Annotated in this window: 16 protein-coding genes and 1 pseudogene; 8 read left to right on the top strand and 9 right to left on the bottom strand. The window is 63.0% G+C overall.

Features of this window, described 5'->3' with window-relative positions; genetic code table 11:
- Positions 1-122 (bottom strand): annotated as a pseudogene (locus AC1DXX_RS31545) (N-acetyl-gamma-glutamyl-phosphate reductase); the annotation flags it as partial.
- A gap of 82 nt (positions 123-204) precedes the next feature.
- Between AC1DXX_RS31545 and AC1DXX_RS31540 the strand changes: the two are divergent.
- Positions 205-1,095, top strand: a complete 891-nt coding sequence (locus AC1DXX_RS31540; protein ID WP_478138143.1) for a LysR family transcriptional regulator — start codon at positions 205-207, stop codon at positions 1,093-1,095.
- Between the two features lie 71 nt (positions 1,096-1,166).
- Here the strand turns inward: AC1DXX_RS31540 and AC1DXX_RS31535 are convergent, their stop codons facing one another.
- Together AC1DXX_RS31535 and AC1DXX_RS31530 are read right to left on the bottom strand one after the other, a co-directional pair.
- Positions 1,167-1,562 carry a VOC family protein gene (locus AC1DXX_RS31535; RefSeq protein WP_478138142.1) on the bottom strand — a complete coding sequence of 132 codons (396 nt, stop codon included), beginning with the start codon at positions 1,560-1,562 and terminating at the stop codon, positions 1,167-1,169.
- 76 nt (positions 1,563-1,638) lie between these two features.
- Complete coding sequence (locus AC1DXX_RS31530) at positions 1,639-2,055, bottom strand: 4-oxalocrotonate tautomerase (protein WP_478138141.1); 417 nt, start codon at positions 2,053-2,055, stop codon at positions 1,639-1,641.
- A 167-nt stretch (positions 2,056-2,222) separates the two neighbouring features.
- On the opposite strand from AC1DXX_RS31530, the gene AC1DXX_RS31525 reads away from it, so the two are divergent.
- Positions 2,223-2,798, top strand: a complete 576-nt coding sequence (locus tag AC1DXX_RS31525) for a TetR/AcrR family transcriptional regulator (protein ID WP_478138140.1) — start codon at positions 2,223-2,225, stop codon at positions 2,796-2,798.
- A gap of 81 nt (positions 2,799-2,879) precedes the next feature.
- On the opposite strand, the gene AC1DXX_RS31520 is transcribed toward AC1DXX_RS31525, so the two are convergent.
- Positions 2,880-3,392, bottom strand: a complete 513-nt coding sequence (locus AC1DXX_RS31520; protein ID WP_478138139.1) for a P-loop nucleotide/nucleoside kinase family protein — start codon at positions 3,390-3,392, stop codon at positions 2,880-2,882.
- A 32-nt stretch (positions 3,393-3,424) separates the two neighbouring features.
- Positions 3,425-4,549 carry a 3-deoxy-7-phosphoheptulonate synthase gene (locus tag AC1DXX_RS31515; protein ID WP_478138138.1) on the bottom strand — a complete coding sequence of 375 codons (1,125 nt, stop codon included), beginning with the start codon at positions 4,547-4,549 and terminating at the stop codon, positions 3,425-3,427.
- Between the two features lie 190 nt (positions 4,550-4,739).
- Between AC1DXX_RS31515 and AC1DXX_RS31510 the strand changes: the two genes are divergently transcribed.
- Positions 4,740-5,126, top strand: coding sequence for a VOC family protein (locus AC1DXX_RS31510; protein WP_478138137.1), 387 nt, complete (start codon positions 4,740-4,742; stop codon positions 5,124-5,126).
- Positions 5,127-5,187: 61 nt separating this feature from the next.
- Here the strand turns inward: AC1DXX_RS31510 and AC1DXX_RS31505 are convergent, their stop codons facing one another.
- Complete coding sequence (locus tag AC1DXX_RS31505; RefSeq protein ID WP_478138136.1) at positions 5,188-5,775, bottom strand: DUF308 domain-containing protein; 588 nt, start codon at positions 5,773-5,775, stop codon at positions 5,188-5,190.
- 169 nt (positions 5,776-5,944) lie between these two features.
- On the opposite strand from AC1DXX_RS31505, the gene AC1DXX_RS31500 reads away from it, so the two are divergent.
- The 5 genes from AC1DXX_RS31500 to AC1DXX_RS31480 all read left to right on the top strand — a co-directional run bounded on the left by AC1DXX_RS31500 (position 5,945) and on the right by AC1DXX_RS31480 (position 10,938).
- The gene (locus tag AC1DXX_RS31500; RefSeq protein ID WP_478138135.1) at positions 5,945-7,417 is read left to right on the top strand and encodes an HD domain-containing phosphohydrolase; all 1,473 of its coding nucleotides are present in this window, start codon (positions 5,945-5,947) and stop codon (positions 7,415-7,417) included.
- 309 nt (positions 7,418-7,726) lie between these two features.
- The gene (locus AC1DXX_RS31495; protein ID WP_478138134.1) at positions 7,727-7,996 is read left to right on the top strand and encodes a hypothetical protein; all 270 of its coding nucleotides are present in this window, start codon (positions 7,727-7,729) and stop codon (positions 7,994-7,996) included.
- Positions 7,997-8,292: 296 nt separating this feature from the next.
- Positions 8,293-8,736: a tetratricopeptide repeat protein gene (locus tag AC1DXX_RS31490; protein WP_478138133.1), complete on the top strand. Its 444-nt coding sequence runs from the start codon at positions 8,293-8,295 to the stop codon at positions 8,734-8,736.
- A gap of 118 nt (positions 8,737-8,854) precedes the next feature.
- A complete protein-coding gene (locus tag AC1DXX_RS31485; RefSeq protein WP_478138132.1) occupies positions 8,855-9,100 on the top strand; it encodes a hypothetical protein in 246 nt (81 codons plus the stop codon).
- A gap of 149 nt (positions 9,101-9,249) precedes the next feature.
- Complete coding sequence (locus AC1DXX_RS31480) at positions 9,250-10,938, top strand: hypothetical protein (RefSeq protein WP_478138131.1); 1,689 nt, start codon at positions 9,250-9,252, stop codon at positions 10,936-10,938.
- Between the two features lie 236 nt (positions 10,939-11,174).
- On the opposite strand, the gene AC1DXX_RS31475 is transcribed toward AC1DXX_RS31480, so the two are convergent.
- From AC1DXX_RS31475 to AC1DXX_RS31465, 3 genes are all read right to left on the bottom strand, one after another.
- A complete protein-coding gene (locus AC1DXX_RS31475; RefSeq protein ID WP_478138130.1) occupies positions 11,175-11,603 on the bottom strand; it encodes an N-acetyltransferase family protein in 429 nt (142 codons plus the stop codon).
- A 169-nt stretch (positions 11,604-11,772) separates the two neighbouring features.
- Positions 11,773-12,420: a hypothetical protein gene (locus AC1DXX_RS31470; protein WP_478138129.1), complete on the bottom strand. Its 648-nt coding sequence runs from the start codon at positions 12,418-12,420 to the stop codon at positions 11,773-11,775.
- Positions 12,421-12,447: 27 nt separating this feature from the next.
- Positions 12,448-13,398 (bottom strand): restriction endonuclease, encoded by a 951-nt coding sequence (locus AC1DXX_RS31465; RefSeq protein ID WP_478138128.1) that lies wholly within the window; start codon positions 13,396-13,398, stop codon positions 12,448-12,450.
- Positions 13,399-13,773 lie beyond the last annotated feature (375 nt).

Here is a 13,773-nt window from a genome sequence, read left to right as displayed (position 1 = left end):
GCCGCATCCTTGCGCAGGCTTGTCGGCAATGTGCGGATGCGGAATTTCCCACCCCGCAGGCGGTTTTGCAGGTCAAGGCCGGTGGTGCCCTGGTCGCCGTCGATGAAGATATTGAGGTCCATGGCGTGCGATCGTAGGGAAACGACCTCGATGGCTCCAGCTAAATATATGGAACCCAGGATTAAGAAAAGTTAAATTAGCGGTATGCGTGAACTGAGCCTTGACCATCTGCGCACCCTCGTCGCCATCGCCGACCTCGGGTCGTTGGTCAATGCCGCGCGCGCCCTTCACCTGGCGGCACCCACCGTCACCGTTCAGATCGCGGAACTGGAGTCGCGCCTGGGTGGCCAATTGCTCGTTCGCGGGCGGGGGCCCGCGCAGGCGACCGCCTTGGGAGAGCGGTTCATCGCGCGTGCCCGCAGGCTGCTGGCAGACGCGGACGACGCAGTGGAGGACGTTCGACGCCAGCTCGCCGGCCAAACAGGCCGCGTGCGGGTGGGTGCCTCGACGGGCGCCATTGCGCACCTGCTGCCGCCCGCGCTCGAACGTCTTGCCCGGAACCATCCCGGCATCGACGTGAACGTGCAGGTGCTGACCTCCAACGACAGCATGGCCCGGCTCGCCGCAGGCAGCCTGGACCTGGCGGTCGTGGCGCTGCCGCAGGCGCCCGTGCGCGGCGTTCATGTCACGCCCTTGCGGCGCGAGGCTGTCGTCGCCTTTCTGCCGGCGGCCTGGAAAGCACCCAGGCGGCTGACCCCACAGTGGCTGGCCCAGCGACCGCTGATCATGAACGACGCCTCCACACGTCTCTACCGGCTGACCGCGGAATGGTTCTCTGCGGCTGGCGTCCATTGCCGGCCGCGCATCGAGCTCAACTACAACGATGCGATCAGGACACTGGTCGCCGCCGGCTACGGAGCGGCCTTGCTGCCGGAGGAATCGCACGAGCCCGCGCGCGACCCTCGCATCGCCGTCCGTCCGCTCAGCCCGGCTCTATGGCGGCAGCTGGGTCTCGCGGTCAGCGACCGGGGCGCCAGCGGACCGACACGTTTCGTCTTGGAGGCGTTGCTGCCTGAGAGGGATTCGGCTGCGTGAGTCGGCGCTGGGCACTGCGCAGGGCCGGGTGCGGGGCTACCCAGCAGCCCGCACATGGCGACGCAGGAATCTCACTCAGCGCAGTTCAGCATCCACTGAACGCCGAAACGATCTGTCAATTTGCCGTAGTAGTCGCCCCAAGGCTGGATGGCCAAGGGGGTCGTGACTGTCCCGCCAGCACCCAAGGCTTGAAAGAGCCTGTTCGTGGAGTCTCGATCGTCCATCGCCAGCAAGTGCGCGGAGCCTCGCATGGGTTCGGCGTCATCGTTGTCTGAGGCGTAGAAGAGAAGGCTTGGTCCCTCGAACCTGGCGTGCATGACCTTGCCGCGCATGGCTTCGGTCTTCACGGGCATGCCGTCGACACCGTAGCGCAGCACCTCGACGACACGGCCAAGACCGCATTGCGTATAGAAAGCCAGTGCCTGATCGCAGGTCGTGGTGAAAAACAGATAGTTCGAGAGTTGCATGATGGTGTACCTGGGCGAAGCGGGGCTGCGACACAGTCAGCCTCACCCCGGGAGATTGCTTTGCTGCCCCGCTGTGTCAGGCCGCAGCAGCCCCTTCGCCGAGCTGTGCATTGGTAAGGGCTGTCCCGGCAATGCCCCAGGCCCCATCCACCGCGTGCACCACGTTGACCCAAATGCGCTCTTTCGGGTGCTGCGCGCCAGACAGCTCGTGAATGATGTTCGTGGCTTCTTCGATGTAGCCGACCTGAATCGCGCGGTTGGCGAACGCGAAGGACGGAACCTTCCATTCGACGAAGGCCACGGAGGCCTCCTTCGATCCGGAGTACGTGTGCTCCCTCGGCAAGACGTGGATCGAGCCCACGATGTTGGGCGTCATCGCTTCATTTCCTGTCAGTCCGTGCCACTTGAGCATGGCATCGGACAGGCGGCTGAACGCGACTTTCTCTTGGCCTTCGGGAAGAACGCCCTCGGTGAGGGTGAGCGTAAGTGGCATGGGTTACTCCAGGTAAAGGGAACGGCGTCGAACTCACGCGCTGCCTTCCGCAAGGCGTTTCAAGTAACGACCGTTATCCGATCATACATAACGATCGTGTTTTGGGAAACTACAATCGCCAGCTTCACATGTCATAGGAGCGCCTCGTGTCACGGTCCGAGCAAAAGATGCAGACGCGGCAACGCATCCTGGAAGCCGCAGGACGCGGGTTTCGAAAAGGTGGATTCGGCGGGATCGGGGTGGATGGCCTGGCGAAGGAAGCAGGCGTGACGTCGGGCGCGTTCTACGTTCACTTCGACTCCAAGGCCCACGCGTTCCGTGAATCGGTGGCGCAGGGCATGGCTGAATTGCGAGGCGGCGTGCAGTACTACCAAGCACAGCATGGGCGCGCCTGGTGGCCCGAGTTCGTGCGCTTCTACCTCAACGCCAAGCGCACGTGCGACTTGTCGGAGAGCTGCACGCTGCAGACCATGCCGACGGAAGTGGCGCGATCGGACGAAGCCTCCCGTTCAACGTTCGAGACGGCTTTGCGCGACGTTGCACAGGCGATCGTCGATGGACCCGTCTCACCAGGCGCACCGCGGGACATCGGGGCTGCCTGCGCCGCCCTCTCTTCGCTGATTGGGGCCGTCACGCTCGCGCGAGCTGTGGGGAGTGAAGCCTTCGCGGATCAGATCGCTGCAGGGGCGGAACACGCATTGATCGGCGTGGCTGGCAGGAAGCGTTCGGTCAAGGTCGCCTGAGCGAAGCCTCGAAGATCTACATCATGAGCGAATCGAGGCGGCCACACCGAACGTCGCCTTGTGGCCCCACTCCGCCTTTGCTCACTCGCCTACTTCCCGGCCGCGCGAGCGCTCCCAGATCAAGTTCGCCGCCTCGCTCGCGCTGACGTGCGCTGAATCAACGACCAGGCGGCTCGTCGTCCAGGCCTCATATTCATGACGGAGAACAGCCTCCCAGGTCGGCAAAGTGAAGTCCGGAATGTCGGCCTTCCGGCTTTCCACACGCCTGCGGTGTTCGCCGGCGTCAGAGCACACGACTTCAACCTCCAGCAAGCCTGAGGACGTGCTGGTTGCCACAGCCCGCCACGCTTTGCGAGTGACCGAGAGTGGATTGACGCAATCGGCAACCACTGTCATGCCAAGCGCGAGGTTGGACCTGGCAAGCTCGTAGGCCACGACGTAGCCGGCGGGGCCAACATCTTCGAGAGCGCTCGCTGTCAGGAGCGCTTGCTCGATGGTGTCGATGCGCAGATAGGCAGACGGACAACGGGCAACGAATTCGCGCGCTATGGTGGTCTTGCCGGTGCCCGGTAGACCGCCCAGAACAATCAGCATCGGGTTCTCCGCAGTGGAGGCTCCCTCCAGCCTCACGCCTTCGACAACCGCCGCCGCGCCTTGACCGCCGAAGCCAGTCCCTCGAGCACCGGCACCGTCTGGGCAAAGCCGATGCAGGCATCGGTGATCGAGACACCGTGCTTCAGCGCGACGCCGGGCTTCAGGTCCTGCCGCCCTTCCTCGAGATGACTCTCGATCATGATGCCCGTGATGCGCCGCTCGCCGGCCGCGATCTGGGCCGCCACGTCTTCGGCGACCACGATCTGCCGCTGATGCTGCTTGCTGCTGTTGCCGTGCGAGACGTCGATCATGACCTGCGGCCGCAGGCCATTGGCCAGCAGCGCCTCGCAGCTGGACGCGACATCCGCGGCCGAATAGTTGGGCGCCTTGCCGCCGCGCAGGATCACGTGGCAGTCGTCGTTGCCGCGCGTCTCGAAGATGGCCGCCATGCCCATCTTGGTCATGCCCATGAAGGCATGCGGCGCGCGGGCAGCGAGGATGGCGTCGGCCGCGACCTTGACGCTGCCGTCCGTGCCGTTCTTGAAGCCGACCGGGCAGCTCAGGCCCGACGCCAGCTGCCGATGGCTTTGGCTCTCGGTGGTGCGGGCGCCGATGGCACCCCAGGCGATCAGGTCGGCAATGAACTGCGGGCTCAACAGGTCGAGGAACTCGGTGCCCGTCGGCAGGCCCAGGGTCGTCAGCTCGAGCAGCAGGCGCCGTGCCCGCTCCAGCCCTTCGTTGATCGCGAAGCTGCCGTCCAGGTGCGGGTCGTTGATGTAGCCCTTCCAGCCCACGGTGGTGCGCGGCTTTTCGAAATAGGCACGCATCACGATCAGCAGGTCGTCCTGCAGGGAGTCGGCGACCGTCTTCAGGCGCTGCGCGTATTCGATGGCCTGGTCGTGGTCATGGATGGAGCACGGGCCGACCACGACCACCAGCCGGTCGTCGCGGCCGTGCAGCACGTCGGCAATGGCCGCGCGGCTGCCTTCGACCAGCGCCAGCGTGTTGTCGCGCACCGGCACGCGTTCCTGCAGCAGCGCAGGGGTGATGAGCGGGCGAACGGCGCCGATGCGCACGTCGTCGATCCGGGTGGTGTCGAGCGTGCTGTCGCGGGAGCCGATTTCGGCGTCGTGGAGGGGGTCGTCGAGACGGGGCATGGTCGTGGCTGTGGTTTCGAATGGAGCTTCTGCGATTGTCCTCTCGAAGGCGCGAAGGAACGCGTCCCTGCCCCACCGGCCCGTACAAACCTCCACTGGCATCGCAGCAGCCGTCGGCGTAAGCTGGATGCTGGCCAAACGGCAACCGCTGGGCCGAACCGCTGTGCAGACTTTTGCGAAAGGACCGTCTATGTTGTCCGACTCGTCTGTAACGACCATGCTTCCGGTCAAGGACATGGAGCGCGCGCGTGCTTTCTACGAAGGCAGCCTGGGCTTGAAACCCGGTGGCTTGCGGCCCGACGGAAAGTTCGTCTACTCGGTGGGCGGCAGCACGCTGGCGCTGTTTCCCAAACCGGAGGGCACCAAGGCCGACCACACGGCGATCAGCTTCCGGGTCGAGGACATCGCCGCCAGCATCGCGGAGTTGAAGCGTGCCGGGGTGGTGTTCGAGGACTACGACTTTCCCGAGCTGAAAACCGTCGACCATGTCTGCGTGCTCGGCTCGGAGAAGGCGGCCTGGTTCAAGGACACCGAAGGCAACTACCTCTGCATTCACGAGGACATCGCGCAGGCTTAGAGGGAGACACAAAGCTCAGAAGCTGCGGTTCGCCTTCTGGAGGACCGCTTCGACATCGGCATCAAGCCTCCTCGGGCGCGAAACCGCCGGCCCTGCCTTTGGACTGGCGGAACAGGATGACAAGTCCGGAGATCAGGAAATAGATGGCCCCGACTGCCGCATAGCCGCCGAGGGTCTGCGCGATGGGCACGGCGCTGCCTTGCTGGGCCACAAAAAAGCCGCCGGCCAGCGCAGACTGTGCGCCGCTCAGCATCATCACCCACTGCCCTCGGTTGCCTTTGCGGCGACGAATGGCCGTCGCCAGCTGAAGCAGGCCCGAAACGATGGCCCAGCCCCCAAAGATCACCAGGATGATCTGGAGCTCGAGCACGAGCGAAACCGTCACGGCAACTGCGACCAGCGCGCTGATCCAGGCGTTCACGACCTGGGTGGGGTTGGCTTTTGCGCCCCCCGTCATCCTGGCGTCCAGCAGGTTTGCCAGGCAATCCCATGCGGGATAGACGATCAGCAGGCCGCTTGCGACCACGGGCGACCCCTTGGCGATGGTGAAGGCCAGCGCGACCCACGCGAGGGAAAAGGCGGCGCGAGTGAAGTAGAGCTTGCGCAGCCAGGCGGCTCGCTGAAGAGGGGACTGATTGGTGTTGGACATGGCATTGGCGGTGAAGACCGCGAGATCAGGTAGGAAGGTCGGAGCCCCTTGAGCGGAGCCGGTGCAGGAGATTCTGTTTCGGCCGCGCCGGGCGCGGTATCGGTCGAATGACCGACAAGAACCGAAAAAGAACGACTGTGCGATGCTGGGCTTTTGCCTCAGCCATCTCATGTCCGACGACACCACCATTGCCGTTTTCGATGCAGTCCGCGCCCTTGCTTTCATTGGCGATCTGAGCATGGGCCAGCCAACCGACCATTCGCTGCGCACCGCGTGGCTCGCCGGAATGATTGCGACGCAAGCCGGCGGCGACCCATCGCAGGTCGAGGCCGCTCGGCACGTCGCGCTGCTGCGCTGGTCTGGTTGCACTGCCAATGCCCAGGAGTTCGCGGACTTTCTGGAAGACGACGTGCAGGGTCGACAAGCCCTTCTTGCATCGCCAAAGCCGCGAACGCGCCAGCCGCCTCGCAGCGTGCCCATTCCCGACGGCATGCTGGCCATGGCCAATATCCATTGCGAAATTGCCGGCGACATCGCGAACACACTGGGCCTGAGCGCCGATACCGAAGCGGCGCTGCGCGCCATCTTCGAGACCTACGACGGCGGCGGCGTGCCCGGCCTCCTGCAAGGCGAGGACGTGCCGCTTGCGACATACGTCGTGGCCCTGGCGAGCGACCTCGAGATTTTCAGCCGCCTGTACGGGCTCGACGAAGCGCTCACGCTGGCCCGCGGACGCGCAGACAGCGTTTACCCCGCCTTCCTTGTCGATGTGAGCTCACCGCTGGTCTCGACGTGGATGAAAGCGCTGGATTCCGCTGCGCCGCCGTGGACCGACGTTGCCGGCCAGCCCGCTTCGATGCTTCGACGCGTCGGGCTGGAGCTCGTCGGCGACGTGATCGATCTCAAGCTTCCCTGGATGACGGGTTACTCGCGTCGCGTGGCCCAACTGGCGCGCGATGGCAGCGCGCACGCCGGCCTGGACGAGGCCTTGTGCCAGCGTACGTACAAAGCCGGGCTGATCCACGGCATCGGGCGGGCGTCGGTACCCAACGCCATCTGGAACGCGCCCGAGCCGCTGCCCGCCTCGTCGCTGGAACGCCTGCGGCTCGTGCCGTACTGGACCTCCCGCGCCGCCGGACAAATCGACGGACTCGCGGTCGAAGCAGAAATCGCATCCTTCGCCTTCGAGCGGCGCGATGGCTCCGGCTATTTCCGCGGCCGATCGGGTACGGCAATGCCGCTGGAGGGTCAATTCGTCGCTGCGGCCGAGCAGTGGGTTTCTCTTCGCACCCGCCGTCCGTGGCGACCGGAGTTCACGGAAGCGCAGGCGCTCAGTCGCATGAAGGAAGACGTCGAGGCGGGCCGCTTCGACCAGGAAGTCGTCGCTGCGTTGCTCGCCAGCGTTCTGTCGCACGCGCCCTCGAAGCCCGTGGCGCCGACGCGAGGCGAGCAGTCTCTGTCAGAGCGCGAACTGGAGGTTCTGCGCTGCATCAGCCAGGGCGACAACACCAAGCAAGTCGCTCGCGCGCTGGGCATCAGTCCGCGCACGGTACGAACGCATGTCGAGCGTCTGTTCCACAAGCTCGAGTGTTCAACCCGAGCGGCCGCGACGTTGAAGGCGGCCACCAGAGGGCTCATTTGACAAGACGGCTCTGACTGCCGGGCGGAGCGAAAACCCGCGCGATTCGAGACTTACTAGCGCATTCAGTTTCCCTGCCCGCGCCGCACCTCTCTAAAGTGGATGCCCCTGTCACTCAACACCCCACCCAGTGGGCAAGGAAGGCATCACACACACCTCCCCTGACGGATGAACCGCTTCGCTTCGCGGCGGGCCATCGATGCAACGTGCACCGATGCGAATGCGAGGCACAAAAGGCGACGGCCAGGGTGCGGTAACACCCCAGCCGTCTAACCACATGACGTGCAGTACTTTGGAAAGAGAGCACCCCAAATGGCTAGACGAACTATAGCCCGGCGTCCCACGCCGGTATCCCCCGACGCACCGACCACCACGGACGGCCCCCGCGCATCGGACCTTCTTGAAAACAAGCTGGCGCAGTTGAAGTCGCTGCTGTGGTGCTGCCATGGCGATGGCAACCGATGGTTCGAGGATGCGGGGCCGCAGCATCTGGACAACGTGCTCTGGATTGCGGCGGAACTGGCGAGCGAGGCGGCGGCGTTGTTCCAGCAGTGCGAGGGTGAATGGAACGCGCGGACTTGATGTGGGCAGGCTCCGGCTGACGGGGCATGGGTGGAAGAATCGGCGCGTGTGCGACAACGTGTCACCGCACTTGGCGGCCTCGATCGCCGGGAGCAGTCATGCGAGCGGTGTCTCGCATGACTGCTTTGGAATAAGGCGCACCTGCGGCATGGGTGCATCGAAGGCAACCAGGGACGGGTGTTGCCATTCGAGCTTTAGCCTTGGAGTCAGCTTTGCAGCGGGAGTGGACTGTCGTTGGTCGAGGCTAGACTTCCGGGTTCGGCCACAAGCAGACATCCAAACCAATCTCTCAAACGATGACTGAGTTACCCGAAGCCTTGCACGAGAAGATCAAGCATCTGTGCGCGGACGGTGATCGGCTGGCAAGCCGTGGCCTGTACGAGCAGGCAATCGCCACGTACAACGACGCTTGGAAGTTGATGCCGGAGCCGGCTACCGATTGGGAGGCAAGTACTTGGGTGCTGGCTGCCATCGGGGATGCCGCCTTCGCGTGTGGCTTCTGGACATCTGGAGTTGACGCATTGCAGTACGCATTGCACTGTCCGGCTGGCGCGACGAACCCATTCGTGAGACTTCGCTTAGGTCAATGCCAGTTCGAGCGGGAGCAACTTGATGAAGCTGCCGACAATCTGGCAAGGGCCTACATGCTTGAGGGCAAGGACATCTTTGCTCGCGAGAACCCAAAGTACTTCGGTTTCCTGCAGACCCGACTGGAACCGCCGGCCTCCGGTCAGTGGTGACGGCAGCCGGCCACGAGCAGTCGCTCAGTCACAAGGCAGAATTCAGCCGGCCGGAAGCAGACGTCGTTGGCTGCAAGTGATCGCTCTTTTCGCCCGTTTTCCACTGAGGTTCACGCAAATGATGGAGTCTCTTGTATCGGGAAGACCTGCCTCGGCTCTCTTCAAGTCTTTGATGGGAGCCGATGACTCGCTCGATGCTCGGGCGCTGGGCAACATCCTTGGGCTCGAGTTCCCGAACATTAGTCCAGGCGCCTTTACCGCCATACGCCGGTGGTTGAATCTGGAAAGAGGGTATGAGTTTTCGGACGAGACGTTAGACGCCCTGATTGCGCACTATCTGAAAGAAGCCGGGTACATCGACTAGTTCGGTATTTGGCTTGGGTCCGCAACGGGCACGAAGCTGAAGTCTCGTCCGACTCAGGTGTTGCGGATTGACACTAACCCGAATTCAGCACGAGGACGGCGCCCGCATGGCCCATAAGATCGGCCACTCGCTCCCATTTGCAGCGCCCCTTGACCCCAAACCTCCCGCGCCCCGCCTTCCTGCCCCGCCGCAATCTGAGCGACAAGGAGCGCCACGACTTCGTCATGCGGCGTGACCGGCTGTTTGCGCTGTGTACGCCAAGCGAACAGAGCCAGATCGTGGCGCTGGCGCAATGGTTCGACGCGCATGACCCGCTGTTGATGGCCAAGCCCAACGTCTTCACGCGAGCCGGCAGCGTGGTGACGCTGGACCGCATCATGCCGTGGGTGCGAATGCTACCGGGCCACCAGGGCCGTTCGCCCCATCTTGGTGAGCGCGGCCTCGCGGTTGTGGCGACGGGCATCGACAGGCTGGAGAAGTGGCGCGGCCAGCGTGCGCTGCGTGGGTTTGTCGCGGAGCTCGAAGCCCTGCTGGCTCAGGGAGCGGCAGACGTCCTGTTCGGCGTGGTGCACTTCCTGCGAATGGTGCCGGTGCAGGTGGGCATGGATGAACAGCGGCAGCCGCTCAAGCAGGAACTGGAACGGCTCGCCGCAGCCTGTGCCYGAGACACGCGCGTGTCGCCGGCGCGGCGATTCGCGGCGCTTCGGCGCTGCGCGTTTTGGTCGCAGGAGGTGATGGACTGGAGGCACGACATACCCGACCTGAAGCTGCATACCTGGCGCCAATTGCTAGCATTGCTGCAGGAGGATGCGCCCGCCGCCGTTCAGATCGTTGACGAGTATTTCGGCCGACGGACGTCGCCTCAGTTGCTCTCACTACCGAGCCTGCACGAATACCCGCAGCTTGCCTACCGGCTTGCCGTTGCGCTGCAACCGCACCGGCCGGATGTTGCAGCGGCGCTGCTGGCCGATTCCATCACCTCCGCGTCATTCCAACGCGAGAAGCTGCGCGGCGACGAGGCCGCGCTCACGGCGCTGGAGAAGGTGATGGACGGCTCCTGTGCTCTACTGGCCGAATGGGCTCTTGCCGAGAGCACCCTGGGTGTCGACGCTGCGATCGCGGCGCTGCAGAAACTCTTTCGGTTTGGCGACCCGGCGCAACCCTACTGGCGTCGATTGCCACACCGGGCGATGGCGTTGCTGACAACCGAGCACGCGCACCACGTGGCCACGCTAGCCTGCGTGGCCATTTATTCGCCCGCAGATGACCCACTGGGCGCCATGGCGCTTGAGTTGCTGGAAGACATGGTTCGCCAACTGACGGCAGACGCGCAGGCGCCCCTGGAGGCACCTTCATCGCTCACAGACTTCTTCCAATTCACGCTTTCTCTGTTGGAGGACAAGGTGCTCAGTGGCCGGAACCGGCGTATCCCCGCGCGACCCGATCATGTGCTTTTGCATACGGTGGACCGCGCGGTGGATAACCTGATGGCGCGCGTCGCGGTGGAGATGCCGGAACAGGTGCTCAGGAAACGTATGCTGCTGGCGCACGGGCTGGTCCATGAGACCTTGATCCGCAAGCACCATGCGCTGCTGCGTGAGGAGTTCGAGGACTTCGCCCGCGCATCCCCCCAGAACGCCGGCCGCATGATGAAGCGGCTCATCAAGTATTGCGCATACAGCCAAGTCGATGACGAAATGTACAAGCGAGATTTGTGCTCCGAGTCCTTCTACCTACTGCTCCCAGTTCTGGACAAGATCTCGCCGCCAGACGCGGCCGTCGCCCGCACAGGCATAGGCTGGAACCTGCGCGAGCAAGGCTACGACATGGACGACTGAGCGAATGCCCGCATTGCATTTGCCGCAAGGGCTGCTTCGGGGCAAGCTGCACGGCCGCTTCGGGCCCATCAGCGACATTCGTTGCGGCGGACTGATCACCACGAAGCGGTCATTCTGCGCCTCACCTGGACGGGCACGAAAAGCTCCGGTCGGGCCTCCACTGGCGGCGATCAAAGGCGGTTCAGATCGCCCTGCAATCCGGCCTCAAGCTTAGATAACCAGCCGCCTGCCGCCAGTCAACCGATTCGGCCGCCTCTTGTGGATGCGCTCGCGAGATTCTTCCGCATCCAACCGGGGGCACTGGCATCTCGATTAAAACCTTTGCGGCCGTACCAAGACGCTAGGTTCTCGTCGTCGATGAACTCTTGGTCGAGAGAACGCGCCATGAGACGGAGCGTCTTGCACGCGGAATCAAGAGCTATAGTTTCTGCGTGTGACAAAAGCAGGTTGCCAACGCCTATTGCTCTGAATTCCCGTAGCACGTAGATCTCGTACACGAGCCCCCAGGAACCATTGGGAAAATGCTCGAAGATCAAGAGCCCCGCTTCCACACCATCGATCAGGGCCACGAACTCTCTGGTTCCAGGGCGCTTTCCTTTTTCCATTCGCTCGCGAAGGAACGGATGGTCTACTGCATGTGTCTCTTCAATCTTGACGGAATTCATGTAGGAGTTCCACGGGCCGATCTTGCACTTGAGAGGGCATTGCAAAACGCCTTGAAGGATTCTGAAGAAGGGGAGTGTCCGCGCGTTGCCGTACTGCGCTGGCACAGCGAACGCCCGTTTGCGGCTGCCAACCAGAGTCTGGTCTGCGGACCCAGGAAGCTTCACTCGGTCAAGGTGGGATGGCTTTTCGCTTGCTGAGCGTCCCCTGATAAGCCACCCAGTTTGCATATCCGGCGGTATTGGCATCTTCCCAGTCTTTCCTGTAGCGCACCCTCGTCTCGAACTTTTTCTGGAGCGCCATGAAGCTTGCTGAAAGACCCTCTACCTCGCTCACCAATCGACCGAACTCCGCAAGGGAAATGGTGAGTTCGGGCTTCGTCTTGTCGGCGTCCGTCTCGAAGGTCAGCTCGACGAACTGGACCACATCCGCACTCGTTCGAGGATCTCCCCAGCGCCCATGAGCGAAGGTGTTGCGTTGCTTCTGAACCCGTTCGACCGCCGCGAACCACTCGCGGAACTCGTTGGCAACAGCCTGGTCGGTGTGACCCCACGTCTCGATTGCGAGCTTCTTTAGCCGGTGGAGCCGCATGTCGAAGGGAACGGTCTTGCGAAGAAGTTGCTCGACGGGCTGCGCGCGGTAGTCGCCAAGCCACTTGAGCTGAAGGCCGACGTAGTGGTCGAGCCGCGCGTAGGCGTGCACCAGTCGACCCAGCAGTCGATGCATTGCATCCGACGCCGATTCATCGGAGCGCCTGCCTTGGTCACCCTCGGCACGACCCTTTTTACCGTTCATTTTTTGTTCGTCCGACACAGCCATGCAGTCACTCGTAGACTCCGGACTCGATCAGGCTTGACTCGCCCGGAGTGCTGCCAACGCTCGCTCGACGTAGCTCATGACTTTACCCCGCTCGGCTTCGAGTAACGCTCGATACTTGTCGTCGACCATGAATACCGGGCAATCAGGCACATTGCATTGACAAGGCCGAATGCCTTTCGTTCTGATCCCGTCATCGAAAGCAACGCGCAGACTGTTGAGACTGGCGACGCACTTTTCGAAGTTGTCCACGACTAGCCTGTCCGAGAAGGCTGCGATCGATGGCACACGCGAGATGACAGCGCCTTCTCGGTCGCGCCAGATCCCTGTGTTGAGCGCGCCAATGGTATCTGTTATGGCTTGCCGAAATGCGGGCAAGGAGCTCTCTTGCTGGATCGGAGTTTCGAATGCCGGCCGGCGAAAGAGCCTTGCCAACATCTCGGCGGCTTCTGCGGCGGTGGCGGGATCGAGCTTGTGAACGAAGTCTTTCAAGGATTGCTCTTCGTCCGGCAGTTCGATGCCATGGAAGAAGCGATCTAAGACTGATGCCGCGTGAAAGCGCAGATGCTCCTCAGCCTCTGCGCCCGACCATGTCTGCGTTGCGTGGACACCCTTGGAGCGCGCGTGCTTGTCGATCTTATCCTTCGTGTCAGCGCTGACTGAGCTTCCCGCCACGATGATGATCTCGTTCGGGGGAGAGCTGAGCGTCTGGGTGAAGTTATCGATGTCGCTTTTCGCTTTTCCCAGCGTGAATGTTTGCCAGTTCGCGCACGCGACAACGACGGTGGAGCGGTGCCCGTATTGGTCATCGCAGAGTCCGATGATGTCGCGGCCGCCGTCGCCTCCCGTCTGGCCGCGCCAGTTCAGCGAGTGCCAGGCCCTCATGCGCAAGAGCGTGGCGAAGACCAATCGCTCGAACTCGTGGCCTGAAAGGGCCGAGAAGTCGATGGGATGGACGGTTCTGGTGAACGCGATGGGCATTGCTCTTCCCAAAATTGGAAAGGCCTAGTCTGCCATGCGTCTTGGGAGGTGTATCGCAATGCACCTGATAGCCGTCACTCGCCGGTGACTGGTCATGGCCGCATTTTGCGCTTCGACGACGCCCGCCGTGCGGGCGTCGTCGACGTCACACGTCAGCTTGTTCGGCCAGCCGTACGGTCGAAGCGCGCGCTTCACGGGGTCTGGAGGCCTGCCCCCGCACAGTGACTCGCCAACGGCCCGGACAACCCTTGCCTCGGCACGCTATGGGTATACATAGGTTGAGCAGCCAAGATGATCCACGACAGCACAGCATTGAGGCTTGTCCCAACAGGGAAACATATGCCGGCAGAGTTCACTCAACTGCTCCTGCAAGTC

The organism is Variovorax sp. P4_B10 (assembly GCF_056402375.1).
Note: the sequence above shows the minus strand (reverse complement) of the source record. Positions and strands in the feature narration are given on the sequence as shown.